The following is a 19,904-nucleotide window of genomic DNA, read 5'->3' on the forward strand; positions in this document are numbered from 1 at the left end:
TTGCTCGAACTCGCGTACTTTCATCGTGCGCTCCCAACGTAGCTTCTTGTACGTTGAGATCGTCACGGCAAGGCTGAGTTCAACACTTTTCGGTGACAGAGCCTTTTTTTATTCCTGAAGCGGTGTTTACATCCCGCCCCACAGCGCCGCCAGCGCGGCCAGCGCCGCCAGCCCGGCGGTCTCGGTGCGCAGCACGCGCGGGCCCATCGACAGGGCCAGCGCGCCGTGGGCGATGGCCAGCTCTTCTTCCTGGTCGGAGAATCCGCCTTCCGGCCCTATTAATATAGAGGCGTCGTGCGGCGCCGTCACGGCGGCCCATGCCGCCAGCGACTGCGTGGCGCGCGGCGACAGCAGGATGCGCCGGGTGGAAGAGGGCGCGGCGATCCAGCGCTCGAACGCTTCCACTGGGGCCACCCGGGCTAGGGTGTTGCGCCCGCACTGCTCGGAGGCCGCCACCACGATCCCTTCCCAGTGCGCGCGGCGCTTGTCGGCCCGTTCGCCGGACAGGCGCACCACGCTGCGCTGCGCCGCCAGCGGCTGGATCGCCGCCGCGCCCAGTTCCACCGCCTTCTCGACGATCCAGTCCATCTTGCTGCCCTCGGGCAGTCCCTGCGCCAGGGTCAGCGCGAACGGCAGCTCGACTCCGTCCGGCTCGAAGGCGGTGATCCTCGCGCTGGCGCGCTTCCTGTCGAGCGAGGCAAGGGTGGCGCGATACACGCCGCCGCGGCCATCGAACAGTTCGAGCGCGTCGCCGGGCGCCATGCGCAGCACCTGCAGGTGGCGCGCCAACGCCTCCGGCAGTTCGACTTCAACGCCGGAGGTCAGCGCGAACGGGCAATAAAAACGTGGCATGCTTTTCCTGAAACACAGTTCTTGAAAGCCTGCATTTTAATTCGGCAGGACCCTGCTCTGGTAAAATAGCCGGTTAAGGCCCCGCGCCACCGCTTTCCAATCCAGAGTTACCATCCATGAAACCTACCCAAACCACCACCCTGATGGCCAACGCGATCCGCGCGCTGGCGATGGACGCTGTGCAGAAGGCCAATTCGGGCCACCCAGGCATGCCGATGGGCATGGCCGAGATCGCGGTCGCGCTGTGGGACGGTCACTACCACCACAATCCGGCCAACCCGCACTGGGCCAACCGCGACCGCTTCCTGCTGTCGAACGGCCACGGCTCGATGCTGCACTACGCGCTGCTGCACCTGGCCGGCTACGACCTGTCGATGGACGACATCCGCAACTTCCGCCAGCTGCACTCGAAGACCCCGGGCCATCCGGAAGTCGGCATTACCCCGGGCGTGGAGACCACCACCGGCCCGCTGGGCCAGGGCATCAGCAACGCGGTCGGCATGGCGCTGGCCGAGTGGCTGCTGGCATCGGAATTCAACCGTCCGGGCTTCGACATCGTCAACCACTACACCTACGCCTTCCTCGGCGACGGCTGCCTGATGGAAGGCATCTCGCACGAAGTGGCGTCGCTGGCCGGCACCCTGCGCCTGAACAAGCTGATCTGGCTGTACGACGACAACGGCATCTCGATCGACGGCAAGGTGGAAGGCTGGTTCACCGACGATACCCCGAAGCGTTTCGAAGCCTACGGCTGGAACGTGATCCGCAGCGTCGACGGCCATGACGTGGCCGCGGTCGATGCCGCCATCGCGCAGGCCAAGACCTCGGACCGCCCGACCCTGATCTGCTGCAAGACCATCATCGGCAAGGGCTCGCCCAACCTGCAGGGCGGCGACAAGGTGCACGGCGCCGCGCTGGGCGAGAAGGAAGTCGCCGCGGTGCGCGAGCACCTGGTGTGGGACGCGATCCCGTTCGACATCCCGAAGCCGATCTACGAAGCCTGGGACGCGCGCGCCCGCGGCGCCAAGCTGGAATCGGACTGGAACGCGCTGTTCGCCAACTACCGCGCGCAGTACCCGGAGCTGGCCGCCGAATTCGAGCGCCGCAGCAAGGGTGAACTGCCGGGCAACTTCGAGCAGGTGCTGGCCGCCGCCATCGCCTCGAATATCGACAAGAAGGAAACCATCGCCACCCGCAAGGCCAGCCAGAACGCGATCCAGGCGCTGGCCCCGGTGCTGCCGGAATTCCTGGGCGGCTCGGCCGACCTGACCGGCTCGAACCTGACCAACTGGAAGGAATCGATCCCCGTGCGCTCGGGCGTGCCGGGCAACCACATCAACTACGGCGTGCGCGAGTTCGGCATGGCCGGCATCATGAACGGCGTCGCCCTGCACGGCGGCTTCATCCCGTTCGGCGCCACCTTCCTGACCTTCTCGGACTACAGCCGCAACGCGCTGCGCATGGCCGCGCTGATGAAGATCCGCTCGATCTTCGTGTTCACCCACGATTCGATCGGCCTGGGCGAAGACGGCCCGACCCACCAGTCGGTGGAGCATGTGTCCTCGCTGCGCCTGATCCCGAACCTGGACAACTGGCGTCCGGCCGACACCGTCGAGTCGACCGTGGCCTGGGGCGCGGCAGTGCAGCGCCATGACGGTCCGTCGACCCTGATCTTCTCGCGCCAGAACCTGCCTTACCTGGAACGCGACGCCGCCACCGTGGCCAACGTCGCCAAGGGCGGCTATGTGCTGCGCGACGCCGCGAACGCGAAAGTGATCCTGCTGGCGACCGGCTCGGAAGTCGAGCTGGCGCTAAAGGCGGCCGACGCGCTGGCGGCCGAGGGCGTGGCGGTGCGCGTGGTGTCGATGCCGTCGACCGACGTGTTCGAACGCCAGGACGCCGCCTACAAGGCCAGCGTGCTGACGCGTGGCACGCCGCGGGTGGCCATCGAGGCAGGCGTGACCGATTTCTGGTACAAGTACGTTGGGCTGGACGGCGCCGTGGTCGGCATCGACACCTTCGGCGAATCGGCGCCGGCGGGTGTGCTGTTCAAATATTTCGGCTTCACGGTGGAGAACGTGGTGGCGAAGGCCAAGTCGGTGATCGCCGGCTAAGACGGATGTCTGTGCGGGTGGCGCGTGCCGCCCGCCATCGGGTTTGTTTATACAATCAGGAGCTAAAATGACGATCAAAGTCGCAATCAATGGTTATGGCCGCATCGGCCGCAACGTCCTGCGTGCGTTCTACGAAGGCGGCAAGAAACAAGACATCCAGATCGTGGCCATCAACGACCTGGGCAACGCCGCAAGCAACGCCCACCTCACCCGCCACGACACCGCCCACGGCAAGTTCCCGGGCACCGTCACGGTCGAGGGCGATTACATGATCGTGAACGGCGACAAGATCCGCGTGTTCGCGCAGCGCAATCCGGCCGAAATCCCGTGGGGCGAGCTGGGCGTGGACGTGGTGCTCGAGTGCACCGGCTTCTTCACCACCAAGGAAAAGGCATCGGCCCACCTGAAGGGCGGCGCCAAGAAGGTCATCATCTCGGCGCCGGGCGGCAAGGACGTCGACGCGACCATCGTGTACGGCGTCAACCAGAACGTGCTGAAGTCGACCGACACCGTGATCTCGAACGCTTCCTGCACCACCAACTGCCTGGCCCCGCTGGTCAAGCCGCTGAACGATGCGATCGGCCTGGAGAACGGCCTGATGACCACCGTGCACGCCTACACCAACGACCAGGTGCTGACCGACGTGATGCACGAAGACCTGCGCCGCGCCCGTTCGGCCACCATGTCGATGATCCCGACCAAGACCGGCGCCGCCGCCGCGGTCGGCCTGGTGCTGCCTGAGCTGAACGGCAAGCTGGACGGTTACGCGATCCGCGTCCCGACCATCAACGTGTCGATCGTCGATCTGTCGTTCATCGCCAAGCGCGACACGACCGTGGAAGAGATCAACAAGCTGATGCTCGACGCATCGGAAGGCGCGCTGAAGGGCATCCTGACCTACAACACCGAGCCGCTGGTGTCGGTCGACTACAACCACAACCCGGCCTCGTCGAACTTCGACGCGACCCTGACCAAAGTGTCGGGCCGCCTGGTGAAGGTGTCGTCGTGGTACGACAACGAGTGGGGCTTCTCGAACCGCATGCTCGACACCACCGTCGCGCTGATGAACGCGAAGTAATCCGCTACCGGATGTGAAAACGGCCCGCTTGCGAGCGGGCCGTTTTTTTTTGATGTGCGCCCAGCGTCAGCTCGCGCGCGCTGGTGCACTCAATGGCTGCACCGCCAATCGCAATCCCATCGCCTTGAGGACGGCGGATAAGCTGCTGAGCGCCGGATTGCCTTTCGGCGAAAGCGTGCGATAGAGCTGCGTCGGATTCAACTGCGCCTGTTCGGCCACGGCCTGAATGCCGCCGAAGGCGCAACGGCTTTGTGTGCGATCAGTGTCAGGCCGACGTTGACCAAAAAAATGCCCGCCGGGCTTGCGCCGGGCGGGCATCGCTCAGGTTTTCAGCAGAGGGGCCATGCGGCCCCGCCGCTTAGAACGCCTGGGTGTAACGCACGTAGAAGAAGCGGTCGATCGGCATGTCGGCGTCGACGGCCGACGACGATGCGGCGCCCTGGATGGTGGTGCGCGGCTGCTTGTTGAACAGGTTGTTCACGCCAGCCAGCACGGTGGCTTTCCACGGGGTCTTGTAGCCAACGCTCAGGTCGTTGTAGACCGTTGCGCCCAGCTTGTTGTAACCCTTGCCCCAGGTGGCCGCGTCGTTCGGATTGCTGCACTCGGCGCTCGAGAAGCACTTGTCCTTCACGCCGCTCTGGAAGCGGGCGGTCCAGGTGGCGCTCCAGTTGCCCAGGCTCCAGTCCGTGGTCAGGTTCGACTTGAAGCGGTTGTAGTAGTACTGGCCGACGTACTCTTTCCACGCTGCGGTCGCATCCGCCTGCTCGCGGAAGGACTTGACCCAGGTCGAGTCCGAACGGAAGTTGAACAGGCCGTAGGCGGTGCGCAGGCGGTAGCCCAGCGACAGGTCGATGCCTTCGGTCTGCAGCGCGCCCAGGTTGGCGTTGCCGCGCGACAGGGAGACGATCTGGCCGGTCAGCGGATCACGCTTCAGGTCGTTGCAGTAGGAAGCGACGTTCTGGACGTAGCAGTACTCGGCCACCTGGGTCGCGGTGATGGCGCTGATCTCGTTGGTGATCTTGATGTTGAACCAGTCCAGCGAGGCCGAGAAGCCCGGCAGGTAGGACGGGCTGTACACCAGGCCCAGGGTCTTGGTGGTGGCGCGTTCCGGACGCAGGGCGCTGTTGCCGGCGCCGGCCACGAACGGGCTGGCGCTCTGGCCACCGGCGGCGCTGGCCACCGGGGTGTTGGTCTGGTCGGTCTGGCGGAAGCCCGGCTTCACGCCGGCCGCGGCGCAGCGGGCGGCCACCGAAGCGTCGCGCGCGGCGGCGCCGTAGACGCTGTCGCAGGGATCCATGTAGTCGTCGTAGGTCTGCTCGCCGCCGCCGAAGGTGTCACCCACGGTCGGTGCGCGGAAGCCCTGGGCGTAGGTGCCGCGGGCCAGCAGGTCGTTGACCGGCTTCCACATGAAGCTCGCCTTGCTGTTGTTGGCGATGCCGAAGTTGCTGTAGTTCGAGTGGCGGGTGGCCAGGTCGACGCTCAGCAGCTTGGCGAACGGGACGTCTTTCAGCAGCGGGATGTTGACTTCGGCGTAGGCTTCCTGGACGCTGTATTCGCCGCGGGTCGGGTTGCCGGCCAGGTCGGTCGAATAGCCCGATTGCTCGAACTGGCCCGGCAGGTCGTAGCCGCGCACATTGCGGTGCTCGAGGCCGGCGGCGAAGCCGAGCGAGCCGGCCGGCAGGTTGTACAGCTCGCCGCCGATGTTGGCGGTGGCGCTGTTGATGGTGCTGCCGTAGGTGGCCTGGCCGATCGAGTTCACGTAGCTCAGTGCGGCCGGGGTCGAGGCCGACGGGCCGCCCAGGATGTTCCACGGGGTGCACTGGGTCAGGGCGATCGGGCTGCCCGGGGTGCCGCACTGGACGACGCCGGCGGCGTTCATGAACGACGGGCCGAGCGCTTGCTTCAGGTTCAGCAGGTTGATGTTGCCGCTCGACAGGGTCGAGCCGCTGACGGCGCTGTGGTTGTAGCCCACGTCCCAGTTCCACGGATGCGCGCCAACGTTGAAGTCGCCCGACAGGGTGGCGTCGATGTGGACGGTGCGGTTTTCATTGTCGGTCACGCGCGGCAGCTCGACGGTGCGGCGCATGAAGTACAGGTCCTGGCCGTAGGCGTTCCAGTAGCTGTTCTTGTCGACGTAGACCGGGAAGTTCGACTGCACGTCGCTGCGCAGCGGGTAGCCGGCGATCTGGGCGGTCGAGTTACGCTGCGAGAACATCGCGGTGCTGGCGAACTTCATGCCGTACGGCAGGTCGACGGTGCCCTTGGTGAAGATGGTGTCCAGCTTGTTCGGCATCTGGAACATCATCTGCTGCGCCGTGTTGAACTTGTCGGCGGCGGCGCCCGAGTAGTCGTGCCAGTTGTTCAGGTTGCGCGGGTCGGAACCGGTGCCGGTGCCGGTCTGGTCGCCGCTGTGGTTCAGGACCTTGTCGAAGGAACCGTCGATCGGCTCGACCCAGCCCCACGGGCCCAGGCCCAGGCCGGTGGTCGGGCGGTTCGGGCCCTTCGGGAAGGCGGTGATGTTACGGGTGCTCGGCCAGACCACGCCTTGCTCGGTGTGCGACAGGCCGAACATCAGCGAGGTCTTGTCCGAGGTGGCGCCGTAGGTCAGCGAGAAGTCCTTGTTGCGGCCGTCGCCCTTCTGGTTGGCGCCGGTGTACAGGCTCAGGTTGCCGCCGTCGAGCGACTTCTTCAGGATGATGTTGACCACGCCGGCGATCGCGTCCGAGCCGTAGATCGACGAGGCGCCGTCCTTCAGCACTTCGATGCGGTCGATCATGGCCGACGGGATGGTCGACATGTCGGTGTAGCCGTCGACGGTGGCGGTCCAGCGCTTGCCGTCGACCAGCACCAGCAGGCGCTGCGAGCCGAGGTTGCGCAGGTTGATGTACTGGCCGCCGTTCTCGCGGTTCGAGGTCAGCGAACCGCCGCGGCTGAAGTCCGGCGAACCCGCCGAGGACAGGGTGTTCAGGATGTCGCCGACCGTGACCAGGCCGGTCTTCTGGATCTGCTCCTGGGTCATCACCTGGACCGGCTGCGCGGTCTCCAGGTCAACCGCGCGGATGCGCGAACCGGTCACCTCGATGCGCTGCAGCGCCGGCTGCGCGGTTTGCGCTTCCTGGGCGTATGCGGCGTGCATACCGAGGGTCATGCCGCCCAGGCAGATCACGCGGATCGACCGGGACAAGATTTTTTCCATCATTTTTGCAAACTCCTTGGGGTAAAAACGGGCGTGAGATTGTCACAACCAGACGCGCGAAGTCGCTTGTGGCGACGGTTCCGGAAAAATTACTGGCTTTTCGTTCAGCAATTTTCCAAACCTGCAATGGAAGCATTCCCCAAGGCATGCTGTCAAATCTGAATCCGGTGAGAATTGGTGATTGTTGCTATTGGGCGTATGTACCCGCATTTGCACATTTCCACAATTGACGATTCGGTCAGTAGCTGATCAATTATGCCGAATGGCAAAAAAATGCCCACCGGCAGGGGCCGGCGGGCATCGCGGGAAACTGCTCAAGCGGGCCGCAGCCCGCCTGGATCAGAAGCCCTGGTTGTAGCGGACGTAGAAGAAGCGGTCGATCGGACGCTCGGCATCCACGGTCGACGACGACGAGCTGCCCTGGGTGTACACGTACTGAGGCTTGCGCTTCAGGAGGTTGTTGATACCACCCATGATCTTCGCGTTCCACGGCAGCTTGTAGCCAACCGACAGGTCGGTGAAGAACTGGGCCGGCAGGCGGTTCAGGCCGGGGCCGGCGCTGATGCGGCCGGTCGGATCCGAGCACTCGACCACCGGGTTGACGGTCCAGCAACGGTCACGCACGCCGCTGTAGTAGCGGGTCGCCACGGTCGAGCTCCAGTTGCCCTGGTTCCAGTCGATCCCGAGGTTGGACTTCAGGCGCAGGGTGCCCCACTCGCCGACGAACTCGGTCCAGTCCGCGGTGTTGCTGCTCTTGGTGCGGTAGGACTTGACCCAGGTCGACTCCGAACGGATGTTGAACTGGCCGAAGGCGGTCCGCGGGAAGCGGTACGAGAACGAGAAGTCCAGGCCCTTGGTCTGGGTTTCGCCCAGGTTGGCGTTACCGCGCAGCAGGTTGTTGATCTGGCCGGTCAGCGGATCACGGGTGATCTTGCCGCAGAAGGCCGGGTCATTGTTCACGTAGCAGAAGTTGACGGTCTGGTTCGCCGAGATCGCCGCGATCCGGTTCTTGATGCGGATATCGTAGTAGTCCAGCGACGCCGTGAAGCCGTTCAGCCACGACGGGCTGTACACGATGCCGGCGGTGCGGGTGGTCGCGGTTTCCGGCGTCAGCAGGTTGTTGCCGAAGCCGCTCACGAACGGGACCGGGGTCTGGCCGCCGCCCGAACCGACGGCGTTGCCCGCCTGGTTCTTCTGGCGGAAGTTGGTCGGCACACCGGCCGCCGTGCAGCGCGCCTTGATCGCCGGGTCGTTCGCCGCGGCGCCGAACTGGCTGTCGCAGGGATCGAGGTAGGTGTCGAAGGTCTGGCCGCCGCCGCCGAAGGTGTCGGACAGGGTCGGCGCGCGGAAGCCCTGGGCGTAGGTCGCGCGGCCCAGGATGTCCTTGATCGGACGCCACTGGATGCTGCCCTTGCTGTTGGTGGTGTTGCCGAAGCTGGTGTAGTCGGAGTAGCGCGACGCGATGTCGACCGACAGCAGCTCGGCCATCGGCAGGCCTTTCAGCAGCGGGATGTTGAATTCGAGGTAGGCTTCCTTGACGGTGTACTTGCCGGTGGTCGCGTTACCTGCGAGGTCGGTCGAATAGCCCGACTGCTCGAACTGGCCCGGACGGTCGTAGCCGGACACGGTGCGGCGCTCCAGGCCCGCTGCCATGCCCACCGCGCCTGCCGGCAGGGTGAACAGTTCGCCGGTGATGTCGGCGGTGGCGCTGTCCACTTTGCTGCCATAGGTGGCCTGGCCGACCGACATGGCGTAGGCCAGCGCGGCCGGGGTCGAGGCCGATGGGCCGCCCAGGATGTCCCAGGGCACGCACTCGGTCAGCGAGATCGCGGCGGTCGGGGTGCCGCACTGGACCACGCCGGACGCATTCTTGAACGACGGGCCCAGGGCTTTCTTCAGGTTGACCAGGTTCAGGTTACCGGTCGACAGCACGGTGCCGGTGATGGCGCTGTGGTTGTAGCCCACGTTCCAGTTCCACGCTTTGCCCATCACGCTGAAATCGCCTTCGAGGACGGCGTCGATGTGCAGGGTCTGGTTGCCGTTGTCGGTCACGCGCGGCACTTCGATGGTGCGGCGGGCGAAGAACAGGTCCTGGCCGGTGCCCGCGGTCACGCCGACGCCCTGGTTGCCCATCGGGTTGTAGTAGCTGTCCTTGTCGATGTAGACCGGGAACTTGCTCTGCGAGGTCGAGGTCAGCGGGTAGCCGGCGATCTGGCGCGAGGACTTGCGCTCGGCGTACATCGCGGTAGTGGTCAGGCGCATGCTGTACGGCAGTTCCAGCGAGCCCTTGGTGAAGATCGAGGTCAGGCGGGTCGGCGCCTGGAACTGCATCTCGTCGGTCGAGTTGTAGACGTCGGCGTCGGCGCCCTTGTAGTCGTGGTAGTTGGCGATGTTGTTCGACGCCGAACCGGTGCCGTCGCCGTTGTAGCTGCCGGTGTGGTTCAGGATCTTGTTGAACGCGGTGCCGGAACCGCCGCTGGCGGACACGTTGGTGATGCGGCCCCACGGGCTGGTGCCCAGGGAAGCGGTCGGGTGGTTCGGACCGAAGCTGGTTGCGGTTTCCGGACGCGCATTGGCCCAGACCTCGCCCTGCGAGCTGCTGGTCAGGCCGAACATCAGCGAGGCTTTCTCGCTGCCGGTGCCGTAGGTCAGCGAGTAGTCGGTGGTCTTGCCGTCGCCCTTGCTGTTGCGGCCGTTGTAGACGCTCAGCTGGCCGCCTTCCATCGATTTCTTCAGGATGATGTTGACCACGCCGGAGATTGCATCCGAACCATAGATCGAGGACGCACCGTCCTTCAGCACTTCAATCCGGTCGATCATCGCCGACGGCACGGTCGACATGTCGGTGTAGCCCGCCACGGTCGAGGTCCAGCGCTTGCCATTGACCAGCACCAGCAGGCGCTGGGAGCCGAGGTTGCGCAGGTTGATGTACTGGCCGCCCTGTTCGCGGTTCGAGGTCAGCACCGAGCCCTTCGAGAAGGCCGGGGTACCGGTCGAGGACAGGGTGTTGATGATGTCGCCGACGGTGACGAGGCCGCTCTTCTGGATCTGCTCGGCGGTCATGACCTGCACCGGCTGGGCCGTTTCGAGGTCGACCTGGCGGATACGCGAGCCGGTCACTTCGACGCGGGCGACATTGCTGTCGGTGGCAGCGGCTTGCTCTTGAGCAAACGCAGCCATCGAATGCAGGGCGACTGCCACCGCAATTGCGATCTTGGTTCGTTGTTGCATGGGTTCTCCGGGTTTATGTGTTGCCTGGCGGTGCGTGCCGCCGGGCTTATAAAAAGTGTCGCAAAACGAGAAAACAACCCGATGCTCCTTCCCGCGTTTATGCAAGGAGGGAAACACTCAGGTTGCAGATATATCAAATCATTTCGTATTGACTGCTGTCAATATTCGAGACGATTTATGCTCGGAAAACAACACTTCCCGGATGGAAAAAGTCATCTAGATCATGCAGGTGGGAAACACTGGGCCCACAGGCGGGTGACGGCGGCCATATCGGAGGCTGCCAGCTCGGGGTCGACGCGGGCCGCATCCTGGCCCTGGAGCCGCACCTGGTGCTGGAGGCGGCGGTAATCGCGGTAGGCGTCGGCGACTGCGCCGGCCAGCTCGGCATCGACCAGGCCCAGTTCACCGGCAAGGCGCAGCAGCGCGATGTTGCCGACGTTTGCCGTGAGTTGCGGGTGCTGGCAGGCGTGGCGCAGCACCAGGTACTGGACGATGAATTCGATGTCGATCATGCCGCCGGCGTCCTGCTTGAGATCGAACAGCCCGGTGCGGTTGGGGTAGGCGTCGTGCATGCGCTCGCGCATCTTCAGGACTTCGTCGCGCAGGACGACGGGATCGCGCTGCTGGCGCAGCACGGCGTCGCGGATCGGCTCGAAGCGCGCGCCGATGGCGGCGTCGCCGGCGCAGAAGCGGGCCCGGGTCAGGGCCTGGTGCTCCCACAGCCAGGCCGACTGCGCCTGGTAGCGCTCGAAGGCGGCCACCGAGGACACCAGCATGCCGGAGGCGCCGTCCGGGCGCAGCGCGGTGTCGATGTCGAACAGGATGCCGGCCGGGGTCATGGTGGTCATCCAGGTGATGAAGCGCTGGGCCAGCTTGGCATAGTTGCCGGGCGCATCCTGGTCGTCGTCGTCGAACAGGAAGATGACGTCGAGGTCGGAGACATAGCCCAGCTCCTTGCCGCCCAGCTTGCCGTAGGCGATGACGGCGAAGCGCGGCACCTCGCGGTGGCGGGTGGCCACCGCCAGCCAGGCGTACTTGATGACGGCGGCGACGATGGTGTCGGCCAGCAGCGACAAGTGATCGGCCAGGCGCTCGACGGTCAGCTCGCCGGCGAGGTCGCGCGCCAGCAGCCGGAACAGCTGGGCGTGATGGATTTCGCGCAGGATGTCGAGCTGGCGTTCGGTGTCGCCCTGGGCGCCGGCCAGTTCGGCATCGAGCCGGGCCGCCAGTTCGGGGATGTCGTCGACGGCATTGCCGCGGTCGTCCAGCAGTTCGTCGAGCAGGATCGGGTGCTGGGTCAGGAAGGTCGCAGCCCAGCCGCTGGCGTTGAACATGCGCAGCACGCGCTCGAGCGTGTGCGGGTATTCGGTCAGCAGCGACAGGTAGGCCGAGCGGCGCGCGATCGCCTCGAAGAAGTCGAGCAGGCGGCCCAAGGTGGCGCCATGGCTGCCGACCTTGGCATCCTTGACGATGGCGACGATCAGCGGCAGCGCCGCGTTGACCAGCGCCGCCAGCCGCTGGCGGCTGGCATCGGGCAGGGCTTGCAGGCGCGGCGCCTGCAGGGTGGCGGCCAGGCGCTGGGCGGCCTCCAGCGGCGCCTCGAAGCCGAGTGTGGCCAGGTGGGCCGCGATGGCCTCGTGGTCGGCGCTGTCGGTCAGCAGGGCGGCCGCTTCCGGCGTGTTGGCGGCGCCCGGCGCCGGGTCGGCGAAGATCTCGTCGAAGCGGGCCGCCACGAAATGGCGCTGGCGCTCCAGTTCGGCCAGCAGGGCGGGCACGTCGGGCCGGCCCATCATGCGCGCCACCGCCAGCCGGTCGTCGTCGCTGGCAGGCAGGGTGTGGGTCTGGGCGTCCTCCAGGTATTGCAGCCGGTGCTCCAGGTTGCGCAGGAAGGTGTAGGCGTCGAGCAGGCCGGCCACGGTGTCGGCCGGCATCAGCTCGCGCTCGGCCAGCAGGCGCAGGGTAGTGCGGGTGGAGCGCTCGCGCAGGGCCGGGTCGCGCCCGCCGCGGATCAGCTGGAATACCTGGGCCAGGAACTCGATCTCGCGGATGCCGCCGCGGCCCAGCTTGACGTTGTCGCTGCGCTCCGGATGCAGGCGCTCCTGGCGCGCGACCTCGGCGCGGATCTGGCCGTGCATATTGCGGATCGCGTCGATCACGCCGAAGTCGAGGTAGCGGCGGAAGCAGAACGGCCGCACGATGGCTTCCAGCGCCGCGATGTCCTGGGTGTCGCCGGTGACGGCGCGCGCCTTGACCCAGGCGTAGCGTTCCCACTCGCGGCCCTGCACGATCAGGTATTCCTCGACCATGGCCAGGCTCGCCGCCAGCGGACCCGACTTGCCGTTCGGGCGCAGCGCCATGTCGACGCGGAAGGTGAAGCCGTCCTCGGTGATCTCGGACAGCGCCGCGATCAGCTTGCGCCCCAGGCGCACGAAGAATTCATGGTTGGACAGCTGGCGCTGGCCGGGCCCGGCGGCGGTCTCGCCGTCCTCCGGGTAAACAAAGATGAGGTCGATGTCGGACGACACATTCAGCTCGCCGCCGCCCTGCTTGCCCATGGCCAGCACCAGCAGGTGCTGCGGGCGGCCGGATTCGGCGCCCACCGGCTCGCCGTGCAATGCGACCAGTTCGGCCATCAGCTCGGCCAGGTGGCGCTGGATGGCGAAATCGGCAAAACGGGTGATCGCGGTGACAACTTCGTCGAGGTCGGCCTGGCCGCCGAGGTCGCGCCGGATGATGGCGGCGATCAGCAGGTTGCGCAGGCGGCGCATGGCGCGCGGCAAGGGCAGGGCGGGATCCAATACCGCGCCGAAATCGAGGGAAGCCAGCGATAATTGGGCCAGCTGTTCGACTTGCCCGGCGCGGGCCGGGTCGGCGCCGAGCCAGCGTTGGTAGAAACGTGATGCGCTGGCCGGCGAGGCAGGGTTCATTGGCTGTCCAAGTGTTAAACAATGCGTTCCGGCATGCTTGCGATGCGGTAGAATTGCCCGCCATGCTGGCAGCGGCGCACCGCTGGTCAGCATGGATGGTAAGGTAGACGCCGCGAATGTTGCAAGCGCTCTCTTATTCAAGAATTATTTACGGCGAGCCTTCTTATTAGCAACCTGATCGACAATCCGGATCCGCAGGCCGCGCCCGAGGAAGGGCCGCTTGCGCAGCGCTGGCACCGCCTGCGCGCTGGGTACCGCTACGCCAATCGTGTCTCGCACCACTTGCTGGGCTTCACCGTCAAGCTGGCGCTGCTGGTGTACTTCGTGTTCACCGTGCTGTTCCTGCTGCTGCGCTACGTGGTGCTGCCGAACATCGATTACTACAAGCCGGACATCGAACGCGCCGCCAGCCGCGCGCTTGGCAACCAGGTCACCATCGCGCGCCTGTACGCCTCGTGGAGCGGGCTGAACCCGAGCCTGTTCCTGGGCGACGTGACCTTGCGCGATCGCCAGGGCCGGGTAGTGCTGGCGCTGCCCTCGGTGTCGGCCACCGTGTCGTGGCTGTCCGTGGTGACGGCCGAGCCGCGCTTTCGCTCGCTGGAACTGATCCGGCCGGAACTGGACATGCGCCGCACGCCGGACGGCGCGCTCTACGTGGCCGGGGTCAAGCTGGCGCCGGGGCCGGGCGGCGGCGGCGGCCCTGACTGGCTGTTCCGCCAGCACGAAGTCGTCATCCGCCAGGGCAAGCTGCACTGGACCGACGAGCAGCGCGGCGCGCCCGAGCTGGCGCTGTCCGATGTCACCCTGGTGCTGGCCAACCACTGGAACACCCACCGCTTCGGCTTCAAGGCCACGCCGCCGCTGGGCCAGCCGCTCGACCTGCGCGCCCGCTTCACGCATCCCGCGCTGGCCAAGCCGTCCGATGCGCTGCGCTGGAAAGGCGAGCTGTACGCGGACCTGCGCGACACCGACCTGGCCGCGTGGAAGCAATACATCGACATCCCGTTTGAACTGAACCAGGGCAAGGGCTCGGTGCGGGCCTGGATGAACGTCGACCATGCGCGTCTGGCCAGCTTCACCGCCGACGTCGCGCTGTCGGGCGTGTCGGCGCGCCTGCGGCCGGACCTGGCGCGGCTGGAGCTGGCGGCGGTGTCCGGCCGGCTGGCGGCCAGCGAGACCCTGGCGCCCGGCAAGACCGATGACAAGCCGACCTTCGGCGCCAACGGCTACGACGTCAGCGTGTCCGACTTCACGGTCGCCACCCGCGACGGCGTGCTGCTGCCGCCGGCCACGGTGTCGGAGAGCTGGCGGCCGGCCAGCCGCGTGAGCCCGGAACACACCCAGGTGACGGCGCGCCAGGTCGACCTGGCGGCGCTCGCGACGCTGGCGGCCGACCTGCCTTTGCATCCGGAGCAGCGCGAGATGCTGGCCGACTTCGCCCCGCGCGGCCTGCTGCAGGATGTGGCCGCCGAATGGGACGGCCGCTATCCGGCGCTCGCCAGCTACCGGGTGCACGGACGCGTGGCCGGGCTGTCGCTGCGGCCGCAGGCGGCGCGCGCGGCGCGTCCGGCCAGCGGCCAGCAGCCGGCCCAGGCGGCACGCGCCGCGCTGCCGGGCTTCGACAATCTCAGCGGCATCGTCGACGCCAGCGATAACGGCGGCAGCGTGCAGCTCGATTCGACCGCGCTGGTGCTGCACATGCCGGCCTGGTTCGCCGAACCGGACATGCCGTTCGATAAACTCAGCCTGCAGGTGCGCTGGTCGCATCCGCGCAAGGACCAGCTGCTGGTCGAGGTCGACGGCATGAATGCGGAGCAGGGCACGCTGAGGCTCGCGCTGTCCGGGCGCCAGCTGGTGCCGCTGGCCGGCGGCGGCCCTGGCAACGCCGACTTCACCGGCACCATCGACGGCTTCCAGATCAACCAGGTCGGCCGCTTCCTGCCGAAGATCACGCCGGAATCCTTGCACGGCTGGCTGACCGGCGCGCTGCAGGGCGGCACCCTGCGCGACGGCACGCTGCGCCTGCGCGGCGACCTCGCGCACTTCCCTTTCCGCGCCGACAACGCGGCCGCGCGCGCGGCCGGCGAGTTCCGCGTCGCCGGCAAACTCGACCAGGCCACGCTGGAGTACGCGCCGGGCCACCACGCGGCCGACGGCAAGGCGCCGCTGTGGCCGCTCGCCGAGCAGATCAACGGCAGCATCGTGTTCGACCGCGCGCGCATGGAAATCAAGGGCGATACCCTGCGCACGATGGGTGTGGCGCTGTCGAACGTGAAGGCGGTGATCCCGGACCTGGCCGCGCACGAGCTGATGCTGGACATCGAAGGCAGCGGCAACGCGCCGATGCAGGAATACCTGCGCTACATGGCGGCCAGCCCGGTGCTGGAGTGGATCGGCAATTTCACCGAAGACACCCACGCCACCGGCAACGCGCGCCTCGGGCTGAAGCTGCACATGCCGCTCGACCACCTGCCGGACACCAAGGTGCAGGGCGGCCTGCAACTGCTGAGCAATGACGTGGCGCTGTTCCCGGAGCTGCCGCCGCTGACGGGCTCGATCGGGCGCATCGAATTCAACGAGCGCGGCTTCAACCTGGCCGGGGTCGGCGGCAATTTCCTCGGCGCGCCGCTGGCCGTGTCCGGCGGCACCCAGCGCGATGGCGCGATCGTGGTGCGGCTGGCGGGCACGCTGTCGGGCGAGGGCATGCGCCGCAGCGCGCCGGAGCCGGCCCTGCAGCGCCTCGGTCGCCACCTGTCCGGCACCACCCGCTACAGCGGCGCGGTGGTGGTGCGCGACCGCCAGCATACGGTGATCCTCGATTCGAACCTGGCCGGCCTCGGCATGGAATTGCCGGCCCCGCTCAACAAGGCCGCGGCGGATGCGCTGCCGCTGCACTTCGTGCTGGCCGGCGGCCCGGCCAACGACAACGGCGTGGCGCGCGACGAGATCCGCATCGGCCTGGGCGGCAATATCGCGGCGCGCTACCTGCGCGAGCGCCAGCACCGCGGCGGCTGGAACCTGCTGCGCGGCGGCATCGGCGTGAACGCGCCGGCGCCAGAGCCGGACAGCGGCATGCTGCTTAACATTAATACCAAGTCGCTGAACCTGGACCAGTGGCTGGCGCTGGGCAGCGAACTGGCGGGCCCCGAGTCCAACGCGGCCCCGGCCAGCGCTGCATCGTCGGCGGCCGGGCTGGCGCAGTACACGGTGCCGGACGCGCTGGCGGTGCGCACCTCCGAACTGGTGTTCGACGACCGCAAGCTGGGCGACGTGGTGCTCGGCGCCTCGCACCAGAAAGGCAGCTGGCAGGCCAGCATCCATGCGCGCCAGGCGGTGGGCTACCTGACCTGGGACGAGGCGCCCAGCGGCGGCGTGGGCAAGGTCAGCGCGCGCCTGGCTTCGCTGGTGATTCCGGAATCGGCCGCCAACGAGGTCAAGGACCTGCTGGCGCCGGACAAGCCGCGCACCTCGACCATTCCATCGCTGGACATCGTGGTCGACCAGTTCGAGCTGTTCAACAAAAAATTCGGGCGCCTGGAGCTGGCCGCGAGCAACGTCATGGCGGCCGGCGGGCGCGAGTGGCGCATCGACCGCCTGTCGGTGGCCAATCCGGACGGCGCCTTGAAGGCCACCGGGCGCTGGACCACCACGCGCGACACCAGCAACACGGCGATGAACTTCAACCTCGACATCCGCGACGCCGGCAAGCTGCTGGACCGGCTCGGCTTCCCGGAGACGCTGCGCAACGGCAAGGGCAACCTGTCCGGCGACATCGCCTGGAGCGGACTGCCGTACTCGCTCGACATCCCCAGCCTGTCCGGCAAGATCCAGATGAAGGTGGAGGACGGCCAGTTCCTCAAGCAGGACCCGGGCGCGGCCAAGCTGCTCGGCGTGCTCAGCCTGCAAGCGCTGCCGCGCCTGCTCAAGTTCGACTTCCACGATGTGTTCGCGGAAGGCCTGGCTTTCGACGGCATCACCGCGAACGCGACCATCTCGCGCGGCGTGGTGAAAACGGATAACCTGAAGATGCATGGCGTGGCGGCCACGGTGTTGATGGATGGCACCGCCGACATCGCCAACGAATCGACCAACCTGCACGTGGTGGTGATCCCGGAATTCAACCTCGGCACCGGGCCGCTGGTGTATGGCCTGGCGGTCAACCCCGTCATCGGCCTGGGCAGCTACCTGGCGCAGTTGTTCCTGCGCGCGCCGATGATGAAGGCGCTGACTTACCAGCTGCAGGTGAGCGGGCCGTGGAAGGCGCCGGTCATCACGCGCCTGGACCACAACAACGTGCAGCCCCCACAGCAAGCGAAAGCGAAGGACACGCCATGACGACGACAGTGGCAGCGGTACAGATGGTTTCGACGCCGGACGTGAACCAGAACATTGCGACCTGCGCGCGGCTGGTGGCGCAGGCCGCGGCCGGCGGGGCGCAGCTGGTGACGCTGCCGGAATACTGGCCGATCATGGGCCTGCGCGACACCGACAAGGTGGCGCACGCTGAGGCGCTGGACGATGGCCCGATCCAGCGGTTCATGGCGCAGGCCGCGCGCGAGCACGGCATCTGGCTGATCGGCGGCACCTTGCCGCTCACCTCGCCGGAAGACGGCAAGGTGCTCAACACCACGCTTGTCTATGATCCGCAGGGCCGGCGCGTGGCGCGCTACGACAAGATCCACCTGTTCGGCTTCACCAGGGGCAGCGAGTCGTACAACGAATCGGCCACCATCGTGCCGGGCGCGGCGGTGGGCAGCTTCGAGGCGCCGTTCGGGCGGGTCGGGCTGTCGGTCTGCTACGACCTGCGCTTCCCCGAGCTGTACCGGGCGATGGGCGAATGCGCGCTGATCGTGGTGCCGGCCGCCTTTACCCACACCACCGGCATGGCGCACTGGGAAGTGCTGCTGCGGGCGCGCGCGATCGAGAACCAGTGCTATGTGCTGGCCTCGGCCCAGGGCGGCACCCACCAGAATGGCCGCCGCACCTTCGGCCACAGCATGCTGGTCGACCCCTGGGGCGAGGTCAAGGCGCTGCTGCGCGAAGGCGAGGGCGTGGTGAGCGGCGAGATCGACCCGGCCGTGCTGGCCGGCGTGCGCGAGAGCCTGCCGGCGCTGCGGCATCGGAAGATGTAGCGCTTGGCGGTAGCGGCACCACCGGCATAACAAGCGCCAGCGCTACCTCCGGTGCCACACTAGAACGTCGTTCCAGTGCGGGAACGACGTTCTTTCTTAGTTACGGGATTCGTCTATCCATCTGCGCCGCACCAATAAAAAAACCAGGCCATACCGCGCCTGGTTTTTTTTGTACGCGCCGCGCGCGATCAGGTGGAGACGTGCACTTGTCCCGGCGCCAGCGTGCTGATGCCGAGCAGTACGACGTAGAGGTCGGCCTTGCCGCCGTTGCTGGTGTAGGTCAGGTGCACGATGCTGTCCTGCTTGCCGTCGCCGTTATAGTCGCTCACGGTGTAGCCCGAGTAGGTGTAGTTGGATGCGTACACCAGCTGGTCGTTGTAGTCGAAGCCGCTAAAGACGACTTTCCCGTTGATGTCGGTCTGACCGTGGTTGGCTTGGAAGATGGTCACCGGGTTCGGCTCGTCGGCGCCGGCGACGTTGACGGTGATCGTGCTCGAGGACGAACCGTCGAACGAACTCACCACCAGCTTGTCGCTGACGACCTGGCCCGAATTGAGGGCCTGGACGTTGGAGTCGGCATTGCGCAGCGCATAAGTCCAGGCGCCGGTGGCCTTGTCGAAGGTGAAGTTGCCGTAGGTGCCGGTCAGCGCGGCCGCGTTCGGCGCCTGGAAGCTGGCTTCGCCCGAGTCCGGATCGGTGACGGTCAGGGTGCCGCTGGCGCTGAGCACATTGTCTTCGCTGACGGCGCCGGTGCTGGTGCCGCCGATGGTCGCCTTGTCGTTGGCGCCGGTGATGTCCACGTGCAGCTTGGTGCTGGCGCTGCGGTCGAGCGAGGTCACGGTGATTTCATCGGCCACCACCTTGCCGGCGCTCAGGGCTTGCACGTTGGCGTCGCCGTTGCGCAGCAGGTAGGACCAGTCGCCGGTGCTGGTGTTGAAGCTGAAGTCGCCGTAGATGCCGGCCAGGGTGGCCGGGGCCTTGAACGCGGCTTCGCCGCTGTCCGGATCGGTCACCGCGAGCTTGCCGCTGGCGGCCAGCACGCCGTCTTCAGCGACCGCGCCGTTGCCGTTGCCGCTGATGCTGGCGGCGTCGTTGGCGCCGGTGACGTCCACGTGCAGTTTGGCGCTGGCGGTGCCGTCGGAGGAGGTGACGGTGATTTCATCGGCCACCACCTTGCCCGCGTTCAGGGCCTGGACATAGGCGTCGCCGTTACGCAGGGTGTACGACCATGCGCCGGTGGCGCTGTTGAAGCTGAAGTCGCCGTAGGTGCCGTGCAGAGAGGCCGGATCCTTGAACACGGCTTCGCCGATGTCGACGTCGCTCACGGTCAGGGTGCCGCTGGCGCTTTGCACGCCGTCTTCGCCGACGGCACCA

Annotated in this window: 10 protein-coding genes; 4 read left to right on the forward strand and 6 right to left on the reverse strand. The window is 66.8% G+C overall.

Going from position 1 to position 19,904, the window contains the following annotated elements:
* Nucleotides 1–126: 126 nt before the first annotated feature.
* Nucleotides 127–852, reverse strand: coding sequence for a 16S rRNA (uracil(1498)-N(3))-methyltransferase (locus tag NX778_RS24380; protein WP_258814413.1), 726 nt, complete (start codon nucleotides 850–852; stop codon nucleotides 127–129).
* Nucleotides 853–968: 116 nt separating this feature from the next.
* Between NX778_RS24380 and tkt the strand changes: the two genes are divergently transcribed.
* Both tkt and gap read left to right on the forward strand, forming a co-directional pair.
* Nucleotides 969–2,966, forward strand: a complete 1,998-nt coding sequence (gene tkt, locus NX778_RS24385; protein ID WP_258814414.1) for a transketolase — start codon at nucleotides 969–971, stop codon at nucleotides 2,964–2,966.
* A 67-nt stretch (nucleotides 2,967–3,033) separates the two neighbouring features.
* Nucleotides 3,034–4,044, forward strand: a complete 1,011-nt coding sequence (gene gap, locus NX778_RS24390; RefSeq protein WP_258814415.1) for a type I glyceraldehyde-3-phosphate dehydrogenase — start codon at nucleotides 3,034–3,036, stop codon at nucleotides 4,042–4,044.
* Nucleotides 4,045–4,110: 66 nt separating this feature from the next.
* Here the strand turns inward: gap and NX778_RS24395 are convergent, their stop codons facing one another.
* From NX778_RS24395 to glnE, 4 genes are all read right to left on the reverse strand, one after another.
* Nucleotides 4,111–4,362, reverse strand: coding sequence for a helix-turn-helix domain-containing transcriptional regulator (locus NX778_RS24395; protein ID WP_258814416.1), 252 nt, complete (start codon nucleotides 4,360–4,362; stop codon nucleotides 4,111–4,113).
* 40 nt (nucleotides 4,363–4,402) lie between these two features.
* Nucleotides 4,403–7,228, reverse strand: coding sequence for a TonB-dependent receptor domain-containing protein (locus NX778_RS24400; RefSeq protein WP_258814417.1), 2,826 nt, complete (start codon nucleotides 7,226–7,228; stop codon nucleotides 4,403–4,405).
* 351 nt (nucleotides 7,229–7,579) lie between these two features.
* Entirely contained in the window at nucleotides 7,580–10,471 is a 2,892-nt protein-coding gene (locus NX778_RS24405; RefSeq protein ID WP_258814418.1) for a TonB-dependent receptor plug domain-containing protein, read from the reverse strand.
* Between the two features lie 221 nt (nucleotides 10,472–10,692).
* The gene (gene glnE, locus NX778_RS24410) at nucleotides 10,693–13,398 is read right to left on the reverse strand and encodes a bifunctional [glutamate--ammonia ligase]-adenylyl-L-tyrosine phosphorylase/[glutamate--ammonia-ligase] adenylyltransferase (RefSeq protein ID WP_258814419.1); all 2,706 of its coding nucleotides are present in this window, start codon (nucleotides 13,396–13,398) and stop codon (nucleotides 10,693–10,695) included.
* A 282-nt stretch (nucleotides 13,399–13,680) separates the two neighbouring features.
* Here glnE and NX778_RS24415 point away from each other — a divergent pair, with 282 nt between their 5' ends.
* Nucleotides 13,681–17,733, forward strand: a complete 4,053-nt coding sequence (locus NX778_RS24415) for a YhdP family protein (protein WP_307728178.1) — start codon at nucleotides 13,681–13,683, stop codon at nucleotides 17,731–17,733.
* Nucleotides 17,730–18,530: a carbon-nitrogen hydrolase family protein gene (locus NX778_RS24420; RefSeq protein WP_258814420.1), complete on the forward strand. Its 801-nt coding sequence runs from the start codon at nucleotides 17,730–17,732 to the stop codon at nucleotides 18,528–18,530. Before NX778_RS24415 ends, NX778_RS24420 begins: the two co-directional genes overlap by 4 nt.
* 188 nt (nucleotides 18,531–18,718) lie before the next feature.
* Here NX778_RS24420 and NX778_RS24425 read toward each other — a convergent pair.
* Nucleotides 18,719–19,904: VCBS domain-containing protein (locus NX778_RS24425; RefSeq protein ID WP_258814421.1), on the reverse strand; the 1,186-nt coding region annotated here is incomplete at its 5' end.

The sequence above is a fragment of the Massilia terrae genome (assembly GCF_024753145.1).
Taxonomy (GTDB): domain Bacteria; phylum Pseudomonadota; class Gammaproteobacteria; order Burkholderiales; family Burkholderiaceae_D; genus Telluria; species Telluria terrae.

Coding starts and splice junctions, on each gene's coding strand:
- NX778_RS24380 (WP_258814413.1), bottom strand. CDS start 852: ATGCCACGTTTTTATTGCCCGTTCGCGCTGACCTCCGGCGTTGAAGTC.
- NX778_RS24420 (WP_258814420.1), top strand. CDS start 17,730: ATGACGACGACAGTGGCAGCGGTACAGATGGTTTCGACGCCGGACGTG.
- NX778_RS24405 (WP_258814418.1), bottom strand. CDS start 10,471: ATGCAACAACGAACCAAGATCGCAATTGCGGTGGCAGTCGCCCTGCAT.
- tkt (WP_258814414.1), top strand. CDS start 969: ATGAAACCTACCCAAACCACCACCCTGATGGCCAACGCGATCCGCGCG.
- NX778_RS24395 (WP_258814416.1), bottom strand. CDS start 4,362: ATGCCCGCCCGGCGCAAGCCCGGCGGGCATTTTTTTGGTCAACGTCGG.
- gap (WP_258814415.1), top strand. CDS start 3,034: ATGACGATCAAAGTCGCAATCAATGGTTATGGCCGCATCGGCCGCAAC.
- glnE (WP_258814419.1), bottom strand. CDS start 13,398: ATGAACCCTGCCTCGCCGGCCAGCGCATCACGTTTCTACCAACGCTGG.